The 22037-nt window shown below is 42.0% G+C and carries 22 protein-coding genes; 17 read left to right on the top strand and 5 right to left on the bottom strand.

Going from position 1 to position 22037, the window contains the following annotated elements:
- Window positions 1–140: 140 nt before the first annotated feature.
- Window positions 141–713 carry a YdeI/OmpD-associated family protein gene (locus tag ACMXYX_RS05305; protein WP_415906597.1) on the top strand — a complete coding sequence of 191 codons (573 nt, stop codon included), beginning with the start codon at window positions 141–143 and terminating at the stop codon, window positions 711–713.
- A 130-nt stretch (window positions 714–843) separates the two neighbouring features.
- Here the strand turns inward: ACMXYX_RS05305 and ACMXYX_RS05310 are convergent, their stop codons facing one another.
- The gene (locus ACMXYX_RS05310) at window positions 844–2439 is read right to left on the bottom strand and encodes a methyl-accepting chemotaxis protein (RefSeq protein WP_415906598.1); all 1596 of its coding nucleotides are present in this window, start codon (window positions 2437–2439) and stop codon (window positions 844–846) included.
- Window positions 2440–3122: 683 nt separating this feature from the next.
- On the opposite strand from ACMXYX_RS05310, the gene ACMXYX_RS05315 reads away from it, so the two are divergent.
- From ACMXYX_RS05315 to ACMXYX_RS05345, 7 genes are all read left to right on the top strand, one after another.
- The gene (locus ACMXYX_RS05315; protein WP_415906599.1) at window positions 3123–3368 is read left to right on the top strand and encodes a DUF2164 domain-containing protein; all 246 of its coding nucleotides are present in this window, start codon (window positions 3123–3125) and stop codon (window positions 3366–3368) included.
- 58 nt (window positions 3369–3426) lie between these two features.
- Window positions 3427–4188, top strand: coding sequence for a substrate-binding periplasmic protein (locus ACMXYX_RS05320; protein WP_415906600.1), 762 nt, complete (start codon window positions 3427–3429; stop codon window positions 4186–4188).
- Window positions 4189–4367: 179 nt separating this feature from the next.
- Window positions 4368–4676 carry a transposase gene (locus ACMXYX_RS05325; protein WP_415882166.1) on the top strand — a complete coding sequence of 103 codons (309 nt, stop codon included), beginning with the start codon at window positions 4368–4370 and terminating at the stop codon, window positions 4674–4676.
- Window positions 4677–4690: 14 nt separating this feature from the next.
- Window positions 4691–5527 (top strand): IS3 family transposase, encoded by an 837-nt coding sequence (locus ACMXYX_RS05330; protein ID WP_415906822.1) that lies wholly within the window; start codon window positions 4691–4693, stop codon window positions 5525–5527.
- 301 nt (window positions 5528–5828) lie between these two features.
- Window positions 5829–7010: an acetyl-CoA C-acyltransferase family protein gene (locus ACMXYX_RS05335; protein ID WP_415883902.1), complete on the top strand. Its 1182-nt coding sequence runs from the start codon at window positions 5829–5831 to the stop codon at window positions 7008–7010.
- Between the two features lie 222 nt (window positions 7011–7232).
- Entirely contained in the window at window positions 7233–7814 is a 582-nt protein-coding gene (locus ACMXYX_RS05340) for an NAD(P)H-dependent oxidoreductase (RefSeq protein ID WP_415906601.1), read from the top strand.
- Between the two features lie 41 nt (window positions 7815–7855).
- Window positions 7856–8290 carry a DUF6010 family protein gene (locus ACMXYX_RS05345; RefSeq protein ID WP_415906602.1) on the top strand — a complete coding sequence of 145 codons (435 nt, stop codon included), beginning with the start codon at window positions 7856–7858 and terminating at the stop codon, window positions 8288–8290.
- 16 nt (window positions 8291–8306) lie between these two features.
- Here ACMXYX_RS05345 and ACMXYX_RS05350 read toward each other — a convergent pair whose 3' ends face one another.
- Window positions 8307–8984, bottom strand: coding sequence for an FMN-dependent NADH-azoreductase (locus ACMXYX_RS05350; protein ID WP_415906603.1), 678 nt, complete (start codon window positions 8982–8984; stop codon window positions 8307–8309).
- Window positions 8985–9100: 116 nt separating this feature from the next.
- Between ACMXYX_RS05350 and ACMXYX_RS05355 the strand changes: the two genes are divergently transcribed.
- The 4 genes from ACMXYX_RS05355 (at window position 9101) to ACMXYX_RS05370 (ending at window position 14771) form a co-directional block, all read left to right on the top strand.
- The gene (locus tag ACMXYX_RS05355; RefSeq protein WP_415906604.1) at window positions 9101–9964 is read left to right on the top strand and encodes a LysR family transcriptional regulator; all 864 of its coding nucleotides are present in this window, start codon (window positions 9101–9103) and stop codon (window positions 9962–9964) included.
- Window positions 9965–10183: 219 nt separating this feature from the next.
- Entirely contained in the window at window positions 10184–12139 is a 1956-nt protein-coding gene (locus tag ACMXYX_RS05360) for a methyl-accepting chemotaxis protein (RefSeq protein ID WP_415897833.1), read from the top strand.
- A 248-nt stretch (window positions 12140–12387) separates the two neighbouring features.
- Window positions 12388–13803 carry a xanthine/uracil/vitamin C permease gene (locus ACMXYX_RS05365; RefSeq protein WP_415897834.1) on the top strand — a complete coding sequence of 472 codons (1416 nt, stop codon included), beginning with the start codon at window positions 12388–12390 and terminating at the stop codon, window positions 13801–13803.
- Between the two features lie 155 nt (window positions 13804–13958).
- Window positions 13959–14771, top strand: a complete 813-nt coding sequence (locus ACMXYX_RS05370; protein WP_415906605.1) for a fatty acid desaturase — start codon at window positions 13959–13961, stop codon at window positions 14769–14771.
- Window positions 14772–14863: 92 nt separating this feature from the next.
- Here the strand turns inward: ACMXYX_RS05370 and ACMXYX_RS05375 are convergent, their stop codons facing one another.
- A complete protein-coding gene (locus tag ACMXYX_RS05375) occupies window positions 14864–15040 on the bottom strand; it encodes a CCGSCS motif protein (RefSeq protein WP_415906606.1) in 177 nt (58 codons plus the stop codon).
- 129 nt (window positions 15041–15169) lie between these two features.
- Here ACMXYX_RS05375 and ACMXYX_RS05380 point away from each other — a divergent pair, with 129 nt between their 5' ends.
- Window positions 15170–15799 (top strand): pyridoxamine 5'-phosphate oxidase family protein, encoded by a 630-nt coding sequence (locus ACMXYX_RS05380; RefSeq protein ID WP_415906607.1) that lies wholly within the window; start codon window positions 15170–15172, stop codon window positions 15797–15799.
- A 161-nt stretch (window positions 15800–15960) separates the two neighbouring features.
- Complete coding sequence (locus ACMXYX_RS05385; RefSeq protein WP_415885305.1) at window positions 15961–16380, top strand: cytochrome b562; 420 nt, start codon at window positions 15961–15963, stop codon at window positions 16378–16380.
- Window positions 16381–16455: 75 nt separating this feature from the next.
- On the opposite strand, the gene nrtS is transcribed toward ACMXYX_RS05385, so the two are convergent.
- Window positions 16456–17541, bottom strand: a complete 1086-nt coding sequence (gene nrtS, locus ACMXYX_RS05390; protein WP_415906608.1) for a nitrate/nitrite transporter NrtS — start codon at window positions 17539–17541, stop codon at window positions 16456–16458.
- 283 nt (window positions 17542–17824) lie between these two features.
- Between nrtS and hmpA the strand changes: the two genes are divergently transcribed.
- Window positions 17825–19030, top strand: coding sequence for an NO-inducible flavohemoprotein (hmpA, locus tag ACMXYX_RS05395; protein WP_415906609.1), 1206 nt, complete (start codon window positions 17825–17827; stop codon window positions 19028–19030).
- 230 nt (window positions 19031–19260) lie between these two features.
- Here hmpA and ACMXYX_RS05400 read toward each other — a convergent pair whose 3' ends face one another.
- Entirely contained in the window at window positions 19261–20061 is an 801-nt protein-coding gene (locus tag ACMXYX_RS05400; protein WP_415883913.1) for a hypothetical protein, read from the bottom strand.
- Between the two features lie 108 nt (window positions 20062–20169).
- On the opposite strand from ACMXYX_RS05400, the gene ACMXYX_RS05405 reads away from it, so the two are divergent.
- Entirely contained in the window at window positions 20170–21198 is a 1029-nt protein-coding gene (locus tag ACMXYX_RS05405) for a flagellar motor protein MotB (protein WP_415883914.1), read from the top strand.
- A gap of 41 nt (window positions 21199–21239) precedes the next feature.
- Complete coding sequence (locus tag ACMXYX_RS05410; RefSeq protein ID WP_415897841.1) at window positions 21240–22007, top strand: alpha/beta hydrolase; 768 nt, start codon at window positions 21240–21242, stop codon at window positions 22005–22007.
- Window positions 22008–22037 lie beyond the last annotated feature (30 nt).

Below are 22037 nucleotides of genomic sequence, written 5' to 3' on the forward strand. Positions count from 1 at the left end.
GTCTCAATGCTTATCTGCTTGAACTCATTGTTTGCAGTATTGAAGGCAGTAAAATTCAGTGTCTAGACTCTATTTCACTTCTATAGTGAAACTCCGTAAGATCCTGATTTTCAAAACTCTTCAATATTTGAGCTTTACCTATGACCGAACCTGATCCCAAGAAAGTTAAGTCCTTTGCTACCGCTGAAGAGTTGGGGCAATGGTTGCGAGATAACCATGCCTCTGAAACTGAGTTATGGGTAAATATCTATAAAAAGAAAAGCGCTATTCCGAGCGTGACTTGGGATGATGTAGTGATTGAGTCGCTGTGTTGGGGGTGGATCGACGGCATTAAAAAGTCGATTGATGAACAAGCTTACCTGCAACGGATTACACCAAGGAAAGCGAAAAGTGTGTGGTCGAAACGAAACCGAGATCATGCCGAGCGTTTGATTAGTGAAGGTCGTATGACTGAATCGGGGATGGTCCAGGTCAATACGGCTAAAGCTGATGGTCGCTGGGAAAATGCTTATACCGCCAGCGAAATGGAAGTGCCTGAGGATTTTATTCAAGCGCTAGAAAGTAACTTAGAGGCGAAAGCGTTTTATGAAACGCTGACTAAATCAAGGCGTTATGTCATAGCGCATGGTTTGGGCAGTGCTAAAAAGCCTGAAACTCGCCACCGTCGATTTGATAAGTATATGGATGCGCTTACTCGTGGTGAGTATCCATAATTATTATTGTCGAGAAAATTCTTGAATTGTTGGGTTACGCTTCGCTAACTCAACTAACACTCTATGCAGCCACTAGCTAAAAGCCAGATAACTTCATAAAAGAGTTTATCTGGCTTTAGCCTTAGGTTGCTTAAGTCCTTAGTTCGGATACTAAGTGGTTTAGTTGTAGTAGCTCGTTGCTCACTTCTTTGTTGATATTAGAGGTCTGGTTGGCGCTGTCATTGGTGCTGTTAGCATAAAGCGAAATGCTTGAAAGGCTGGCATGGATCTCTTTTACCACTGCCGACTGTTCTTCAGCTGCTGCGGCAATTTGCGTATTCATTGCGGCCATTCCTTCTACTGCTGCAGATGCCTCTTCTAATTCAGCAGCGGTATGGTTGGCTTGTTGGATACAGTGGCCAGCATTCTCTTGGCCTTTTTGCATCACAGAGATCGCACCATTGGTTGCTGATTGTAGGTTCTCTAGCAGTTCTTGAATGTCCTCAGTGGATGATTGAGTACGTTGAGATAGAGTGCGTACTTCATCGGCTACTACCGCAAAACCTCGGCCTGATTCGCCCGCACGTGCTGCTTCGATCGCGGCGTTAAGAGCAAGTAGATTGGTTTGTTCTGCGATGCCGCGGATATCGTCTAGCACTTCACTGATTCGGTTTGTTTCGGTAGCTAGAGAGTTAAGCTGAGTGGCAGCGCTTTCGACATTGATATTTAGCTGTTCGATCGCTTGCTGATTTTGCTTAGCGATTCCAGAACCAGATTGAACTTTTTCTAGCACACCTCGGCCAAGTTCTGCTGCATGATCGGTCGATTGCGCAATCTCAGTGATACTGCCTGACATCTGCTCGGCAGCAGTAGCAGTTTGTTCTGTTTCGCGTTTTTGTTGTTCAACTTGGTCGCGGGTAGCGTCCATCAAGACAATCGACTGTTCAGATCGTTGAATCAGTTGCGTTGATGTCGATCGGATAGTCATCACCATCTTACCCAGCTTCTCCATCAAGCGGTTAAACGCTGCGGCGGCTTCCGCCGTTTCGTCTTGACCGCTTACGGGTAGGCGTACAGTCAGGTCGCCATCACCATCGGAGATCTCTTTTAGACGATCACGCATATTGCTCACAGGGCCAGTAATTGCACGAGAGATCATCAAGGCTAGGGAAACACCCAAAATAAGTGCGACCACAAAGATAATCATAATCAGCTTTTGTGCTTTAAGCTCGTCGTGCTCGGCACGCTGTGTGGCTTCAAGCGTGAAGGCTTGAATCTGATCAAGCGCATCAATCAGTTCATGATCAATTTTATCTTCGAGTTCAATAATATGGTCGGCTGAAGCAATAGCAGATGCCGCGTATCCATCTTTTACCTTTTGGAATAGCGATAGAGCTAACTCGTCGTATTCGGCGTGGCTTTTATCTATGTCCAAAATGGTTGTCAGTAAGGATTCAAATTGCTCTTTGGCTTCTGCGCTATGCGCTTTGGTAATCGCATGCTCAAGTAGCTCTTCTAGTTGCTTGAACTCCTGATCCACTTTGTCTGCTAAAGAGTGAAATGCTTTTGTCGTTTTCAGCATCTCTTGTGAGCGATCGTCACCGTACTTTATTGCGGTTGCGTAAGAGAGGCTGCGCTCAAAAAGAATGGCTTGCTCTAGTTGATGCTGAGCCACTTTTGAAAGCATATTGGTTATAGGTAGGTCTTCTTCTGCTACTTCGATTAACTCGATACCAATCTTGTTCATCTGGTATGTAGCAACACAACCGAGGGTGAGAATAAGTATTAAGTTGATCCCTGCTAATAGGGCTATCCGCGAAGAAATTTTGAGTGAGCTAAGCAACATCTAAATGCGCTCCCATTCTTAATTATGCACTTGTGAATTTTTTGTAACTTTATAATTTTTATAAGCCTTATATTATGAATGGTTTAACTGCTGTTAAATCATTTAAAAACATAGGGTTATTTGCTTTTTAGCTGTTTCGAATATAACAGAATAATTGTTGCAAAATACGTAGTTTTACAAAGAAACCTATATTTTTTATTAGTTTTTTAGCTATTAATTAGAATGGTTTTTACGGTGCACTAAGAAGGTGCGATTTTCTGGGGCTAGGTCGGGGATCTTGCTCAAGTTTGGTGCTGTAGATTGTCATTGGTAGAGGGTTTTGTGGGTGTTGCTCTAAAACTGAAATAGGCTTTGGATGCATATTTGATGATCCTAGGTAAATTCCTGTTCCCGTTCTCAGCCTTTGTGTTTCTTTAGTTAGCTTATTGATGAAGAATAATCGCTAAATATAAAGCCTTTGTGCGACTGCGTAATTGATTTTGGTTATTGGTTGATGGAGCAAGGTGAATATATTGAATCTTATTGTCCTTGGATGGTTTAAGATCGTTTATCCCAGTTGTTGTTAGCCAGAAAGCAAAGGATTTATGAAAGATATAAAGCTATCTCAAGATCAAAAAGATCGCATGGTGAGTAAGATTAAGCGGTATTTTACTGATGAGCTGGATCAGGATATTGGTAGTTTTGAAGCGGAGTTTTTGATCGAGTTCTTTGCTAAAGAGATAGGGCCTCATTTTTATAATCAGGCTTTAGCTGATGCAAACCGCGTGTTTGTGGAAAAAGCTGAGGATGCAAGTTACTTAGTTCAAGAGCTTGAGAAACCGACTCTGTAATTAATACTTAGACGAGTTTTATTCATTGTGTCGTTTGGATTAGGTCTAAAATGAAAGCATGAAATACCTATCCATTTTCTTTTCTCTTTTTCTATTGCTTCAGGCCTCCGCTAGAGCTGAGAACTTTGTAGTAGAACAGTCCAAATCGCTATCTGCTGATAGCCCTGAGCCAGTTATTATCAGGACCATTGGCTTTCCCCCTTATGGCATTGAAGGCCCGTCGAGCACGGGTGGTATCTATTTTGAGATGGCAAATAAATTAATCGAACAGGCTGGCTATCATCCTGAAAACTCTGTAGCGCCGTACAGTCGAATAATCAGGGAGCTTAAGTCAGGCAAAGCTGATATGACGATCATGTTCAAATATGAAGAGTTAAAAGATCATGTAATCTATGTAGCCCCTTTACCTGCCTTGCCAACCGTAGTGATTGGATTAAAGGGCACTGCATTTGAATCGGTAGAGAGTTTAAAAGGCAAGGAGCTTGCTTATCTGCGAGGGGCTAAGTTCAGTGAACAAATTGATAATGACCCTGAGATTAGAAAGTACAGCACAGTTGATTTTGTACAAGGCGTTAAAATGCTCAAAAGGGGACGAGTTGATGGCATTATCGGACCGATCGATCCTATTTTAAGCGCAGCTAAACAACTCAATGATGACTTTAGTTTGTTTGGCAAACCGCTGGTGGTCAAAGAAAATACCCCTTGGGTACAAATCTCGAAAAAGAGTAAAGCTAAGTTGTCTATTGATAAGCTGAATGAAGCCTATAAGAAGCTTCAATCGCAAAATACATTAGAAGCGCTTAGAGACAAATATTTATAAATTCAGATTGGCCCCTCTAACTGACATTCAGTCAGTAGGGTGCAATAACGAAGTGTATAGCACCTTGTTTTGAATTTATTCTCGTTGATTTTTTTGGGTTACGCTTCGCTAACCCAACCTACACTCTATTGGACTGACCCCGTTTCAGTGGACACCTTTTAACACGCTAGAGGTGTCTTATGTATTTCAAAAAACGTACAGCCTACAGTGACGAATTTAAAACACGTGTGGTGCTGGAATCACTTAAAACTGAGCTAACCTTAACTGAGTTTGTGGAGGACCTTCCGATAGCGGTAGGGACATTGCGTGCTTGGAGGCGTCAATATATGTCAGCTCAAGATCCTAAAGCGGTGAATGAAACTGCACCTCGTAAGAGTTACCGTCAGTTAGAACAAGAGTTAGAGAAAGTTAAAAAGGAATTGGAACGCTCTCAACTGGAAGTCGATATCCTAAAAAAGACACGAGAGTACTTCAGCGAAGCAAAGTAGAGCGCTTTGCATGTATAGAGAAGTACTCGAGTTACTTACCCGTGTCGCGGTTATGCAGGCTCTATGGTGTTCAGCGCTCGGGTTATTATGCTTGGCTAAATCGTATTCCATCCCTACGGGAACAGATGAATCAAAAGATCTTATCGCGTGCTTTAGAGTTAGCGGATCAATGTCGAGGTGTGTATGGCTACCGTAAATTATGGCATGCGTTGTTATGTGAGGGCTTTTGTTGTGGGAAAAATCGCCTCTGCCGTTTATTGAGGCGCGTAGGGTATAAGGCGCAACTTGCTGTAAGGAAGGCTCGTTACTGCTTAGAAGGTGGTTTGATGCCTCAGCCTAATCTGCTAAATAGGGAGTTTAATCCGAGTCAGATTAATCGCGTATGGGTCTCAGATATTACCCAAGTAGCCTGTCGCGAAGGCTGGTTATATGTATCGGTCGTTATGGATTTACACAATCGGGAAATCGTAGGCTTTGAATGTTCAAGGCAAGTAACTGCGGACATCGTACTGAAATCATTACAAAAAAGTTGGAATAAAGCTAAGCCGGAAGTCACTCATAAATTGCTGTTTCACTCTGACCAAGGGAGTCAGTATCGCAGTGAGCGGGTAATGAGCTGGTTGACGAAAAGAGGCGTCACAATCAGTATGTCTCGTAAAGGCAACTGCTGGGATAATGCGTGTGCAGAGAGCTTCTTCTCGTTGTTGAAAAAGGAATGTACACGTAAGTTAGGGTTGATTACCTGTTCTGAAATGGCGAGAGAAATAGGTCTGTATATCTCTCGCTTCTATAATACGATCAGAAGCCACAGTGCGTTGGGGTATGAATCTCCAGTTGGCTTCCGATCTTAAGCAACTGTCCACTTTATCGGGGGCGCTCCACATCTAGCATCTAGCATCTAGCATCTAGCATCTAGCATCTAGCATCTAGCATCTAGCATCTAGCATCTAGCATCTAGCATCTAGCATCTAGCATCTGGCCCCTATACCTATGGTTGATTGTTTTTTATTCACAACACGGTGATATTGTGTTTATTCGATTTGCCTAAATGAGCTGTTGCTCACTTATTCAAAAAGATGGGACAACGATAAGCCGGTAGTTAATTTCTGCGTGAAGTTACGGGCGATATAACAATATGGGGAATGATCAATCATGACTAAAGAAGTTGTAGTTCTTAGTGCTGTACGTTCAGCAATCGGTGCATTCGGCGGAAGCCTAAGTACTATGGAGCCGGCTGAGCTGGCAGGTCAGGTAATGAAGGAAGCGGTTAATCGTTCAGGTGCTGATCCAGAGAAAATTAATTATGTAACTGTAGGTAACTGTATTCCTACGGAATCTCGCTACGCTTATGTTGCGCGTGTTGCTGCGATTCAGGCTGGCCTGCCGATGGAATCTGTAGCGATGTCGGTTAACCGTCTATGTTCTTCTGGTTTACAGGGGATTGTGACTACTGCTCAGCAGATCATGCTAGGTGATTGCGATTACGGTATCGGTGGCGGTGTTGAAGTGATGTCTCGCGGTGCTTACCTATCCACAGCGATGCGTTCTGGTGCTCGCATGGGTGAAACCACAATGCTGGATTCTATGGTATCTGTACTGACCGATCCATTTGGTGCCGGTCACATGGGTATCACTGCTGAGAACTTGGCAGAGAAGTGGGATATCAGCCGTGAAGATCAAGATGAACTCGCTGCTGAATCTCAACGTCGTGCGGCTGTTGCGATTGAAGAAGGTCGCTTTAAGTCTCAAATCGTACCTATCGTGCAGAAAACACGCAAAGGCGAAGTTGTATTTGATACTGACGAGCACGGTAAGCCAGGTACTACTGCTGAGAAACTGGCAGGTATGCGCCCAGCATTTAAGAAAGACGGTACAGTAACGGCGGGCAACGCATCGGGTATCAACGATGGTGCTGCCTTCTTCGTATTGGCGTCTGCTGAAGCGGCTGAAGCTGCCGGTCAAAAGCCGATCGCTAAGATTAAGTCTTACGCGGTTGCAGGTGTATCCAACGAGATTATGGGTGAAGGTCCGATTCCAGCAACTAAGCTAGCTTTGCAAAAAGCAGGTTTGAGCTTGGATGATATGGATGTGATCGAGTCTAACGAAGCGTTTGCAGCTCAAGCGATTGCGGTAGCTAAAGGCCTAGGTTTGGATATGCAGAAAACCAACCCAAATGGTGGTGCCATTGCATTAGGTCACCCAGTAGGTTGTTCTGGTGCATTCATTGCGACTAAGGCTGTTTACGAGCTTGAACGAATTGAAGGTAAGTATGCACTGGTAACTATGTGTATCGGTGGCGGTCAGGGTATCGCGGTAATCTTTGAACGGGTTTAACCATCTTTGATTAGATAGCCTATACCTTACATCCGGTTTAGTTATCGGGTGTAAGGTTTTTTATCACTGTTTAACGCAATTCATTCCCTTTAAATATCTCTTTCCTTATTTCTTCTCTACCCGTCACTATTCCTAACGCTTTTGTTGCACTTTAACGACTTTAAATTGAATCCAGATCGCTATAGGGTTTGGGCATCGCTGTAATAAGTTAAGGAGAGTCGCGTGAAGTGCTTGGTAGTATTGACCCATCCGTTGAAGGATAGTTTGTGTCATCATTTTTGTGATGAAACGGTTAAACATTTAACGGCAAAGGGTTATGAGATCACACTACTTAATCTTTACGAATCGGATTTTGAGCCCGCGCTTAAAGAAGATGAGCGTCGGAGTTACTACGCTGATCAGTTTGACGACTCTCGATTAAAAACAGATATACAGCAACTGCAAGAAGCCGAATCCCTCGTACTGATCTTTCCTACTTGGTGGTTTGGTTTTCCGGCAATGCTAAAAGGCTGGTTTGATCGTGTGTGGGCGCCGGGTTTTGCTTACGATCATGCAAAAGATCTTGGGGCTATTCAGCCGCGTTTGGATAATCTTAAAGAGGTGAAAGTGGTGACGACTCTGGGGTCGCCATGGTGGGTCGATCTACTTATCTTGCGTCAACCGGTTAAGAAGGTCCTCAAAATAGCTTTGCTCGGTGCATGTACCAAAGGCTGTAAATTTCAGATGCTGTCGTTTTATAAAAGTGAAGATGCGTCTAAAGACCGCGTAGAAGCCTTTGTTAATAAGCTTAAAGCTAAGTTTTAGCTGATTTTCTAATATGTAAACCGTTTGGTGGCAAGTGCTATATGGAGTATATCGATACGATTCTGTGGCTAATATTCGGTTTAGCGGGCGCTGGACTCTTAATTAAGTTCGCACAAGGTAGAGAAGAGCAGGAGCAGATTAATATATTTGGTATAGCGCTAGTCGTTGCTGCGCTAATTTATATAGGTTTTGCTGTGTTCTATAGTGCGAGTACGACTTGGATATTTATCGAAGCCATTGGCGTGTTGGTATATGGTAGTTTCTACCTATTGGCTAAACGCTTTGGACTTCATTTTTTAGCGCTGGGTTGGTTAATGCATCCCGTTTGGGATGGTGGATTGCATCTAGTTGGAGCAGGTGGACACTTTGCACCTGAGTGGTATGCCGTTATGTGTATTTCGTTTGATTTAGTTGTGGCGGCGTATCTGTTCCGAAAAAGCGCCTTGTTTAAAGGCGCTGGTCAAAATCAGGTGTAACTATTTCGAAAAAACGCTAAGCCACAGCTGTTGCATAGGTTTCGGCTATGGATTGCGCAAGTTCGACAGCTCTAAGTTGCGCCGCTTCTAATGACGCTTTATGACGTTGATCCGAGAACTCCTGATATTCACTGCTGATTTCATAAAATTTATCTACGCCTAGATAAGGGCTTAACTGCTCAATATGCGGTGAAAGGTGGTTCAAATGCGCTCGCTCTTTTCCTTTTGCAAAATCAAATTCGCCCCAGGATGTGCATAAGATTAGCTGTTTACCACTGAGGATAGGATCAAGTGGGTAATCACCTCTAGCTAGATCGAATGAAAAAGTTTTATTTATGCGTATGACTTGATCAAACCATGCTTTTAATACCGCGGGCATACCGTAGTTATACATAGGTGATGAGAGCACAATGATATCTGCTTGTTCTATCTCAGCTATATATTGGTCGGATTGCGCGAGGGCTTTGTTCTGCTCAGCTGTAGGTGATTCGGAGAAACATGCTGCAATCCACTGTTCGTTGATAAATTCTGGTGGTTTCTTAGCTAAATCCCGATAAATAACATCACAATCAGGGATCATCTTTTTAAAAGTGGTTACCGCAAGGTGGGCTATATAGCGTGAAATAGATTGATGTTTCTCGCCGTTTGGCTGCCAGCCACGTGCGCTGGCATCTATATGTAGGATGGTTGGCATTTGGAGCTCCGTGATTTTTTATTTGGTTGATTTTCTCGCTCCAGTCGCTAGATTGACAAACGAATAGTTGCTGCTTATAAGTAAGTTTTATTCATCTATAAGTTCAGGTTTAGATCATGCTAGGTCAGCTGCCACCGTTAAATGCCATCAAAACCTTCGCCATTGCTGCGCAATATTTGAGCTTTAAACAAGCGGCTAAGGTATTGAATGTCACGCCTACTGCGGTTTCTCATCAGATTAAAAGCTTAGAAGCACAGCTAAATGTAACGTTGTTTGAGCGTAAGGTCCGCAGCATAGAACTGACCCCTGAGGGGGAGAAGTTAGCTGAGACATCCCTCTCTATACTCAATCAATTACACCTGTGTTTAGAGGAGATAAAAGCACCAAGTAATAGGGTGACGATCTCTTGCTGTACCTCATTTGCGAGTTTATGGCTGGCGCCACGCCTTACTGAATTTAATCTGAGATACCCTGATATCGAGATCGAAATCTGTGCGAGTAATACGCTGGTGGAGCTTGAGCATGATAGAAGGATTGATATAGCGATACGCTACGGCTTGGAGAGTGATGATCCACAGGAACAGCTATTAGCTCAAGAACAGTTAGCTTGCTATGCCAGACCGGATTTCCTAGATCAGATTACGGAAAAACCCAATCTATTTGTTACTGAGTGGGAAGATGATTTTCTGTCTAATATTGAATGGCGACCTTATTTCGATGATTTAACATATACTGCTCGTAGCTTTAATCAGGAGCAGTTTGCATTACAAGCAGCGCTAGCTGGACAGGGGTATGCACTGATCAGTGATGTGCTGGCTGAAAGTACCTGTCAGCAAGGTTGGTTGGTTGAAGATAAAGGGATGCCGCGACTTACGGGTTATAACTATTCTTACCGGCTCTCGCCTTTTACTGGAGATACCCACCAAGTGCATATTTTTTCTAAGTGGTTAGAAGAGCAGTTCAGAGAGACTAGGCATTAATGATCTTTTTGACGTTTTCTAATGATCTATTTCTTTACCAACCATAGAAGTAAGCATAAATATTCTCTAACAAACCGTACAAGTGGGCAGTTGTGTTGTAGTTTGTTTATCTGTTTTCAGTAAATATAACTATTCAATTTTCTTGAACTACACTGAGGAATACGATTAACCAAAAAGGGACGAGTCTTAAGGATGAGCGCCTAGCAAACGGGTGTTGATATGTTCCAGAAATTGAGTTTAACAGGGCAAATTACTGCAGGATTTTCTTCAATTATATTGTTATTAGTTGTTATTTCTGCCTCATCTTGGTTTGGTGTTAACCATGTTTACACTGGATTAGTGGAGTATCGAGGACTTGCTAGAGATACCAACTTAGCAGGGCGACTTCAAGCTAATATGCTGAAGGTTAGAATCGGCGTTATTAAGTTTTTAAATGAGCGTAGCGAAGAGTCCATAACGCAATACGAAGCACGCTTAAAGAAAGTCGATCAATTTATGGAAGAAGCGAAGGTCGAGATACAAAAGCCTGAGCGAGCCGTGTTAGTTCAAAAATCGGCTAAAAATATTGAAGAATATAAAAAAGCATTCAGACAAGTTGTAGACTTTTTCCGAGAACGAAACGCCATAGTTAAGAATCGCCTAGACCCTTCTGGTCTGTCAATGCGTAAGCAGATGTCGAGTATTATTACGTCTGCCTACGCCGATAATGATCCGTCAGCTGCATTTTATGCTGCCCAAGTACAGGAGCATTTATTGCTCGGGCGCTTATATGTAGCTAAATACCTGATTACTAATGCTAAAGCTGATCAGGATCGAGCGAACGAAGAACTTAAGGAAAAAATAGCACCGTTCGTATCGGATTTAGATTTTAATCTACAAAACCCTACTCGACGCGAATCGCTCAGAGTTTTTAAACAACAGCACGAACAGTATATCGCCGCATTTGATGCTGTCGCTAAAATCATCGAACAGCGAAATATCGTCATTAAAGATTCCCTTAATACGATTGGGCCTATCATTGCTAACGACCTAGAAGATGTAAAATTATCGGTTAAAAAAGATCAGGATAAATTGGGTCCAGAAATACAGGCGTTCGCTGAAAATACGATTGTTGTACTTATCATCCTGTCTGTATTGTCGATTGTTATTGGTTTAGTTTTAGCCTATGTCATAGCAGGCATTATTAAGAGACCAATAGGTGGTGAACCTGCAGAAATTGCAGCGATTACGGAAAGTATCTCTGCTGGGGATCTGTCTCGTAACTTATTAACCAAAGATAGTGATACAGGCATCTACCGTTCAGTTAGTGTGATGTCAGTAATGTTGAAGAAATTAATCGGGGATATCATCGATAGAAGTAAGTCTCTATCTATAAATGCTGATTCTGCGAGTCAAATTTCAGAACAAACTTCTCAAATTATAAATGAGCAGCAACATAAAACTTCCTCAATTGCAGCGGCGGTCAATGAGATGGCTGCAAGTATTCAGGAGGTTGTGCGTCATGCAACGGATTCATCCACCCAATCTAATGCAGGTCTCGAAGAGGTAGAAAAAGGCAAACAAGCGGTTGATAAAACACTTAATGAAATAGGTAATCTGGCTAAAAATTTAGAGGATGCCGTAGAGTTTATTAAAACGCTTGAGCAAAGTAGTAATGATATAGAGGTGGTAATTGGGGTTATCCAAAACATTTCTGAACAAACAAACTTACTTGCATTAAATGCTGCAATTGAGGCAGCTCGTGCAGGCGAACAGGGTCGCGGGTTTGCTGTAGTAGCTGATGAAGTTAGGACGTTAGCGCAACGGACTCAATCTTCGACTACAGAGATACAAGAAATTATCCAACGTTTGCAGTCCGGTACCGCAGATACAGTAAGGGCCATAGAAACAAGTTATTCTCAATCTCAACAAACAGTTGCTCAATCTGAAGAAACGGCACAAGCGCTTGAGAGGATTCATGAATCCATTAATATGATAAGTGAAATGAATATTCAGGTAGCAGGGGCGGTTGAGCAGCAATCCGCTGTGGCTGATGATATTGCAAGAGACTTGGATAGTATTAGCGTCGGTTTTGATCAGACTGCTGCAGGTGCGAAGCAGTCATCTGATGCAAATGATCAAGTACGTGATATCTCTAATGAACTGAAAACGATGGTTTCAACATTCAAAGTTTAAACCAAATAGGATAAGGGGGCGATGCTTATATATCGCCCATAATTACTAACTTTTATGGCGGAGGTTTGTATTAGTTTGTAGCATTTGGTTACAATTTGATATGGTTAGGGATAACCCTAATACTTTGGCTGTATATTTTGACTAAAGTTTAATTCTTCTTTCTCGCTTACTGCGTTGCAACATTCTAATGTAGCGCCACCTCAATAAGGATCAGCCGATGCTGGCCTAAAACTATCAAGGTGGAAAACATGGGAATGATAAGAAGAGATCATGGCGCTGAGCACCCATACTGGGGGCTTGGTCCATTCAAAATTCGATTACCGCTCGTACACTACCGTTTAGAGGCTCCAGAGATTATTCAGGGGCTTGTGATGTTCGTTGTTGGTTTGGCGATGATTCCATTATTGGAAAAATACTTGGGTATGCCTTACGAAGCGGCCCTTGCTTTTACGTTTATCGCTGGCCTTGGTTACATTCTTCCTGCTTTATTGGGTGTTCCCCTTGTTCCAGGTTGGATTACGCCAGCTATCCCTGTTGTTATTCTTTACCTGAAAGGTTTCGAGCCTGGACCTGAGGCGATCAAAGCGATGTTTGCGCTACAGATTGAGGTAACGATTATTTTCCTTATTCTCGGGATAACGCGTTGGGGTTCAAAGCTGGTTGACGTTATACCTAATTCACTTAAAGCAGGTATTATCATTGGGGCTGGTATCGCAGCGATGATGGGAGAGTTAAAAGTGGGAGGCCGCATTGATGCTACGCCAATCTCATTGATCGTAGGCTCTATCATTTCTGCTTACGTTCTATTTTCTCTGTCGTTTAAAAACGTAGTTGATAGTAATCCTTTAGCCAAAAAAATAGCTAACTTCGGTATGGTTCCGGGGATGTTAATAGCGATGATAGTTGGCTGGTCTGTAGGGGAATACCCTTTACCTGCAATTGAATGGGGGATTACGCAACCAGATTTTGCTCTTATGGCAGAGTATCTCGTTTTCGCAGTGGGTTTTCCGGGGTGGGATGTCTTCCTATTGGCAATACCTACAGCGATTATTGCTTATGTAATTGCATTTGGTGACATCATCGTTGGTTTTACGCTGGTAGAGCGTGTCGACCATATTCGTAATGATGAGAAAATTGAATCCAATGTCGACCGTGTTCATTTGGTGACAGCGATTCGTAATGGTATCCATTCTTTCTTTGCTCCATGGCCCGGATTAGCAGGTCCTCTATGGACAGCTGCCCATGCGACAGTTGCCGAACGTTACGCAATGGGTCGTAAAGCGATGGATTCTATCTACAGTGGCGGCGGTACTTTCTGGATCACGGGGCTCGTAGCATTATTTATTCTTCCATTGGTAACACTCTTTAAACCGGTGTTACCAATCGCACTGTCATTGACTTTGGTTTTGACTGCCTATATTTGCATCATGGTCGGTATGGAGCAGCTAAAGAACCCTACAGAAAGAGGTGTCGCTGGTATTGTTGCTGTAACATTAGCAATGCCGGACCCTAAATCTACTGTGTATGCAGTTGCAATAGGTTTAATACTTTACTTCCTGATTGAGCGACCTAAGTTGATGGGTAAACATAACCCTGATGATGAAGTGATCTTCGCTGATGGTAAGGATGATGAAGCGAAGAAAAAGGAAAAAGAGACGGCATGATTTCCAGCAGTCCAGAAGCCCAGTGAAAACTGGGCTTTTTTTTGCCCAGATCAATACCTGAGTTTATTAAGTATTATTGTTAGTTTTTATTATATACAGTCAAGGCTGTTTCCTTTATGTTTGTCAGCCAATTTTAGTTCGGTGTGATATCTCTTATGAAAGATAGTGGTTTACTCGGGTTCAGGTATAAAGAAGACTGCTTGCCAGTGTTGATTATCTTGAGCCTTACTGTAGTTGATTTTGTACTTTACTTTACAGTGAGTGACCCTGTTGCGCTGACGCTTTACTATCTATTGATGATCATTCCAAAAGGGGTGATCTGTGCGTGGAATCACCACCATCAACACCTTTTCACTTTTAGAAATAACTTTCTAAATCGCGTATTAGAGTTTGTTTATGCTTTGCATACCGGGGTAACGACGCATTTATGGCGTTTGCACCATGTCCTAGGCCATCACCTTAACTTCCTTGATCAAGAGAAAGATGAGAGTCGTTGGAAGCGTAAAGATGGGAAGCAGATGGGGGCTATTGAGTACACATTAAATGTTGCTTTAACGGCCTATAGTCGCGGTTACCAAGTGGGCAAAAAACATCCTAAGCAGTTATCTACCTTTTTAACTTATACAGCAATTACCTTCGCTATTGTTGCCGCATTGGTTTGGTATAACCCTGTTGCGGGCTTACTGTTGTTTGTTTTACCGATGATTACCAGCTTGTTGTTTACCTCCTATGTGACTTACGAACATCATTCTGGTTTGGATACAGAGAATGAGTTTGAAGCTTCCTACAATAATCTAAATCCACTTTTTAATCGCCTGACTGGAAACCTTGGTTACCATACAGCGCATCATCATAAGCAGGGCGTGCATTGGTCAAGATTGCCGGAACTGCATGCGAAGATAGAACATCAAATTCCAGAAAACCTCTATCGCAAGTCGATCTTAACTCGCGTTCTTTTAAGAGGCTGAGGGTAGCTCGCAGTCTTATCGCTGCATCTATCGTATTTATAGGGTGTAACCTCGGCTAAGGGAACCGAGGTTACCGCATTGTTAGTACAGTTTTATGAGCATGAGCCGCAGCACACACCTGGCTGACCGTGTTTACCTTTCTTCTCATTCGATTTTTTACTGTTACCATCACCTTTAGCAGCTACTTCTACAGCGGATGCTTCTTTTGTTGTTGCAGTTTCAGCAACGTCTTTATCTTTCTTAAACAGGCTTTTTAGTAGAGATGACATAGGCATACCTTTATATAACATTAAATGTATTTCTTTTACATGTTATGGTTCCATAGTATTCTAGTCAACTATCAAGATGAAGATGAATGGTGATACCTAGTCTAAATCTGATATTAAGGGGAGGGGATTATGGAATTTGAACAGATTGATTCGGTAGAAAAGCTTAGAGAGTTATATGGTCTGCCGATGGAGCTAGTGATTAAAAAGCAAAAGACTCAGCTTGATAAATTTAGTCAGCAATTCATAGAGTTATCGCCTTTTATGTTGCTGGCTACATCGGATAATCAAGGCAACATGGATTGCTCGCCAAGGGGAGATCATGCTGGTTTTATTCAAATTTGGGATGACAGTACGATTATTCTCCCAGATCGCCCCGGCAACAATCGCTTAGATAGCTTAAGTAATATTATTGAGAACCCACATGTTGGACTTTTGGTGTTAGTGCCTGGGTTTAGTGAATGTCTTCGTGTTAATGGCACTGCCAAAATTGTTACGAATGCTTCTGTATTAGAGCGCTGTGAGCATCAAGGTAAGTTACCCAAATCCGCCATCGTTATCTTTATCAAAGAGATCTACTTTCACTGTGCTAAAGCGATTACGCGTTCTAAGTTATGGGAGGCAGAATCGAGAGTTGATCGGAATATCATGCCAAGCTTGGGTAAGATTCTAATGGCACAGATTGATCCGTCTAAATCAGCCGAAGAGGTGAAAAAGGTAGAGGCTATCATCGAAGATAGGGTTAAAAATACCTTGTACTAAACCAGATAATATCTGCATGGACGCAGGATTTTACTTTTCCGATTCAAGCTTCACGATCTCGAAGCGCGTTTAACATGACTACGCTTTGATTCAGCCTAATCGTCAGATCTGATATATTACCTGCTCGGTAAATATCTTGATGTTATGTAGGTTGATTTTTTATGAAGTTCTCTGCTTTTAAAACGTTATTTAGTTCTTTGTTAGTTGCTGTGATGTTCACAACAAGTGGGTATGTAAGTGCAGGTAACCCGCTAACTTTAAAACAGACCATGAAAGAGATGCGTCTGCAGTATAAAGAAGCGATGGTGAGTAGCTCGGCAGAGGGTTTTAACCAACGAATGGATATCTTTAAAGATCATCTAAAAAACGCGCAGGCTTATGACTTTTCGCCTGAGCGCAAAGTGATCTCTCTTGAAGGTTTGAAAAAAGTAGAACAGCTGGTAAATGGGATTCCAGTTGCGACGACGGATAACCTAAAGCAGGTTCAGAAGCAGCTTGAAGCAGTGGATGAACTACGTAAGGAATATCACAAGAAGGCGAAGCCAAGTAAGTGGGAGCTGTTCCTTAGCATCTTCGACTAAGGCTGATTAACTCCCCAATTTAATCTGACAGTAGCTCACCCCTGTGTGCGCTGTCAGATTAAGTTATCTTTCAATCTAAGCGATCTTGAGCTTAGATGACATCGTAGAACTCAGATCCACCATCGTTGCCCCAAATATAATGTTGGCTGCTGAGCCATCAATCGCTTTTTGTGCATCGCCTATCACTGCTTCAAATTGTTGAGAGATCTCTTGGAAGTTTTCTAGTTCTTCTGAGGTGCGTTCATTGATTGCTTGAATATGGCTGAATAACGTATCGATTTTAGATAGCGTTTCATCGGTTAAAGAAGACATGCCATTCTCTGTACCTTTACTCACGGTGTTTAGTGAGTTGTTCACTGTGCGCTCGATCAGTTCTAGTTGAGTTTTAAGACGGATCTCATGTTGTTTCAGGTTTTCTAGATTCTGATCGATATCCTGTGCATTTTCGCGCGAATGCTGTGCCAGTGCTTTTACTTCATCAGCTACTACGGCAAAGCCTTTACCTGCTTCTCCTGCTCGCGCAGCTTCAATAGCTGCATTCAGGGCAAGTAGGTTAGTTTGCTCTGAGGTGGTTGTAATTGCAGACGCTAGCGAGGAAATACCTTCAAAGGACGCTAAAAATTGCGCGATCTCATGTTTAAGCAATTGCGAGGCATCGGAAAATTGATGGATTTCGTTACCGAGTAGAGAGGTTTGGTCCATCAGTTTTCCGAAATTAGATTGAATTCCCCCAAGGTCATTTTCACTCCCTTCTAGGGTTTGGCCTATACCGTTTAATTCTTTTATAGAGGAATTAATGCTGGTGGAGAGTGACTGTAAAAATGCCAGCCGCTCAGTGGAGGCTTTATTTACTTTAGTCGCGTTGCTTAGCACTTTTTGGGCAAAGTCGGTTAATGAGTTCAGTTCATTCCCAACTAAGCGTTGATGGTTTATTACTTCTGGGCAAGGTTTTGGTTCTGGCCGACTACGGATGATTAACCAGCTGCTAAATAGCGATACCGAGAAGGGAACGCAGTAGGTCAGGCTCACTTTGAGCCAATTAACATAGTATCCAGCAAAAAACTGATCGCCCTGATTAATTAGGTTGAGTAGCGTGCCTACAACAATGGCAATGATGGATGATCTTATAAGGGTGGGTTTAACCCAGTCGACGTTATTCAAGAATCTATCCTCTTCGTTAATATGATGTTCTTTCAAGCAAGAGATTTCTGCTCCATCCGTAGATCAATTAGTTCCTTGTTAGTCTTTGCCTTTAGGTGTTTAGGGTATTTGAACTATTAAAGTTAAAAAAATAATCAGGTTAACTTTATGATTTAAAAGATTTTTATCTATAAATACTGAAGTCTTCCTGAAATTCATAACATGTATTGTATTTACATCTTAATGATCCGTCTATAAGATGTATTAAAAATACATTTAAAGAGACGGCAAAGAGGTATTAGTTGTGAACCCAACATCAATAGCCATCGTGAAATCAACTGTTCCGCTTATTCAAGAAGTAGGTACGGATCTGACCAAGCACTTTTATGGTCTTTTATTTGAAGAGAACCCGGAGCTTAAAAATGTCTTTAACATGGTGAGCCAAGCCAACGGTCGCCAGCAATCAACGCTAGCATCATCGATTCTTTCGTATGCAGCGCATATTGATAAATTGGAAGCCATTGGGCCAGAAGTTCATCGTATTGCGGCTAAACACTTTAGTTTGGATGTGCAGCCAGAACATTATCCGATTGTAGGTCGAAATCTACTAAAGGCGATTCGAGAAGTGTTAGGTGAGGATATCGCCACGAATGAAGTGATCGACGCTTGGGCTGAGGCCTATGAGTTATTAGCCAGTATCTTAATCGGGGCGGAAGCTAATCTGTATGACAGCTCGCAAGAGAACCAAGGCTGGTTAGGATTTAAAGACTTTAGTGTAGTGAAGAAGGTAAAAGAAAGTAGTGAAATTACTTCTTTCTATTTAGCGCCTCTAGATGAAAAACCATTACCTAAATATAAAGCGGGTCAGTTTATCAGCGTGAAAATCAAGGATCCCGATCTAGATTTTACCGAGATCCGCCAGTACAGCTTATCTGATGCACATAGTGAAGATGTGTATCGAATTTCGGTAAAAGCAGAAACTAGTGGTGATGAAAATACGCCAGATGGTTTGGTTTCTAATCATCTACATAGCAAGGTCGAAGAGGGGGATATCGTTCCTGTTCATATGCCTGGTGGCGAGTTCTTTGTAAAAGACAATAACAGGCCTGTTGTACTGATTAGCGGAGGTGTGGGTATCACGCCCGTATTAGGCATGCTTAATGAGCTTATTTTAAAACGAGATTCTCGAAAAATTAGCTGGTTGCACGGTACCCGTTCCAAAGATGTGCATGCATTTGGTGGACATATCAACATGCTGAAAAATGATCTGTCGAATCTTTCTACTGCTACTTTCTATGAAGATATCTACGGTGCCGAGAAGGGTAAAGATTATGATCATCATGGCTATATTACCGCTGACAAAATTAAGCAATATTGCTCATTAGATGCTGATTTCTTCTTCTGTGGACCACTGCCATTTATGCATGCTATCCATCAACAGCTAACAGGCTTAAATGTTCCCGAAGAGCAGCTTCATTACGAAGTGTTTGGGCCAAGCTCAACTCTGTAATAGCTAAACAGTTTTACCCGCCAGGGTTTTGCTGCCAGTCGGTCGTGTTGATGATGTCACATCGCTTTGCATCAGCATGACCGGTTAAAACTGAAACTCGCTCTATCTCCCTCAAGTAGAGCGGGTTAACTGGCGGGTATTTTTATTCATCCCCACCTCAGGCTAAGGTTCTTCTTAGCGTGTTTCGGGAGATCGCTGTGATCTCCTTTTTTTCGTTTTAGTAAAAAGGGTTATTTAAGTTTTACTACTTCGCAACTCAGTAGTTCTGATAATTTTTTAGATGCTTCTTCGATAGTTGACCGACTTTGATTTTCTAACAAAAGAATTCTTTGACCACCATGTTTAATAGCATTTAATTGGTAATAAATTACTAAACGGCTGTTTTTACAGGGGTGAGAAATGACCTGAAGGCACTGAATTTCTGGGTTAGAAGCTTGTAGCTTGTCAGGGAGTAAATTTGAATTGCTGGATTTATAAATGCCGGTGTTGTTGATATGAAACTGCTGCTTGGGACGTAGCTCAGCATAGGCTAGATAGATAGCGGTTCCAGCGAGAGCAGCCAAACCCAAGATAGAAACGACCTCATTTGAATCTATAGTGCTGATGTCTGTTAAAACAAAAGGAAGAATTATTGCAGTGGTAATAATTACTAAGCCTATGATATTCAATGAATTTACCCGATCTGCAAATACGCGCTTAGTGATAAAACTGTTGTTGGCTGTAGAAAGAGTCGTGAAAAAGTTATTGTCGGGCAAAGGCTTCCATTCAAAGCAGCGTAACGCGGAATTTTCAGGTTTTGTTAGTTGGACGGAGTAGTTATATACCTGAGAGGGAGCTTTAAAAGCCCGTATATATTCGCAGAATACCTCTTTAAATTTTACTGTCATGAGATAGTAAATATTAGCTAGGGCTAAACCAATACTAAGTGCACTTAAAATAAAGTTGGCAGGGAAGTTTAATAAATAGAAGTAGATAAATAGCAGAAATAAATTAACAAGAACTGATATTAAAGAGAGAAATACATTGGTCATAGAAATTGTTAGTTAATGAGTTAATTGTATGAAAAATATACTTATGCTCAAGAGCAAATAGGGTACTATCCCTGCTTCATCGATGATAACACCGTAAAGGATTTTTTCATGTGTAATGTCTTTAAGCGACTACTGATTCTAATGTCTAGCGCATTAATGGCTATGCAGGTGCAGGCTGCTGGGGTATCAGAAGTAATCTATTTTATTCAAGAAAACGGCGAAGATTATGTTAGCTATACCACCACGCGAACGCGTTATAGTAGCTACAATCTGTGGTTAAAGAAGCAAGAGGATGATGACGGTACAGAGGAAAAAGCATTAGCTGATTACCTGTATATTTTCCCTAAAGAGTACCGTTGGAATACTAATAAAAAACCTTCTCATAACATTATCACTTTCAGTGGTGGTGATTTTGCGCTCATGAAAATGGGTAATTTCCGGGATGAAAAACAGTTAATTCTGGATGCTAACGGAACTTTCCAAATCAGCAATTGGGATGGTAAAACCAAGAATAAGAAAGGCCGCTTCGGTAAATGGAATACCGGTGGTTTTGATAAGGTTGCTATGGTGTTTGTGATGCCGCAAAACTTGGAGGTTGTGAGCCACAAAGCCAACCGTGAAGGGCAGTGGGTACAAAGAAACAACAGTCTTGCCTTCTATGCTGACTCTGTAAATGATCTTGTGTTTGAGCTGCAATATCGTCATAAAAGCCAAAAGTCTTTCACTAACCTGAAACAGGAATTGGAAGGCGTAGAGGTTGCTCAAACAACTGCTGGGGTTAAGCTTACTTTGGGTTCTCAAGTGCTATTTGCATCAGGCAGTAGCGAGCTTTCCAAAGAAGGTATCGCATTGATCGAAAAATTGGCAGCTGCGATTAAACAAGATCAGAATAAAATTGTTGTTGCCGGCCATACTGACAATGTTCAGGTGAAAGGCGCTTTAACGGCTAAGTACCCAACCAACTGGGAGCTTTCTTCTGCAAGAGCATTGAGTGTATTGCATAAGCTTGTTGAACTCGGTGTTGCTGAAGAGCGTCTACAGGCTCGAGCGTTTGCTGATCAACAGCCTGTTGCGGATAACAACACTGTTGAGGGGCGCGCTAAAAACCGTCGTATTGAAGTGTTGCTGGTTGAATAAGCTTACTTAAGTTTTTAAGGGCGCATTGCGAATTTTTGACTATGAAAAAAACAGTCTTAAAATTTATATTTTTAGGTGGCTTTGGCTACCTATTGCTTTGCGCCTTTCTCTATTTTAATCAAGACAGCCTCCTGTATTTTCCACAAGAACGTAAAGTAAATAGTAAAGAGCATACCCTGTTGATCCCTACTGAAGTAGGCAATACGGTAGTTACCATTCAAGCAAGAAACACAGGTAAAGCTCTTATCTATTTCGGTGGAAATGCTGAAGATGTATCGCAACGCTTAGCCAAGTTTAAGCAAACTTTTCCAGAACACTCATTATACCTAATGCATTATCGAGGCTATGGTAGTGATGGAACTCCGCGAGAAGAAGCAATCTATCAAGACGCACTGGCTTTGTACCAACAAGTGGCTAAAGATAACGCTGAAATTGTACTGATGGGGCGAAGTTTGGGAACGGGTATCGCTACTCGATTAGCAGCTGAAAAAACAGTTCAGCAGTTAATTTTGATAACGCCTTATAGCAGTATTGAGGATGTAGCGAGTGAGCGTTATTGGGGCATTCCTGTGTCGCTGTTATTAAAAGATAAATACTTATCTTGGCAATATGCACCTAAGGTAAAAGCGAGTACAGCTATTCTCCTTGCAGGTAGAGATACTGTGATCTCTGAAGCAAGTTCGATGAAATTATTTGGTAGCTTTACCGATGGCGTAGCGTCGTTCTACAAGTTTGAAACTGCAGGGCATAACAGTATTTCGTCTGCCCCAAACTACCATGAACTGTTGCGTTCGTTCACCTCGGAATAATTGATAACCGGTTTAACTATGGTTATATCA

The organism is Neptuniibacter sp. QD72_48 (assembly GCF_047778065.1).
Taxonomy (GTDB): domain Bacteria; phylum Pseudomonadota; class Gammaproteobacteria; order Pseudomonadales; family Balneatricaceae; genus Neptuniibacter.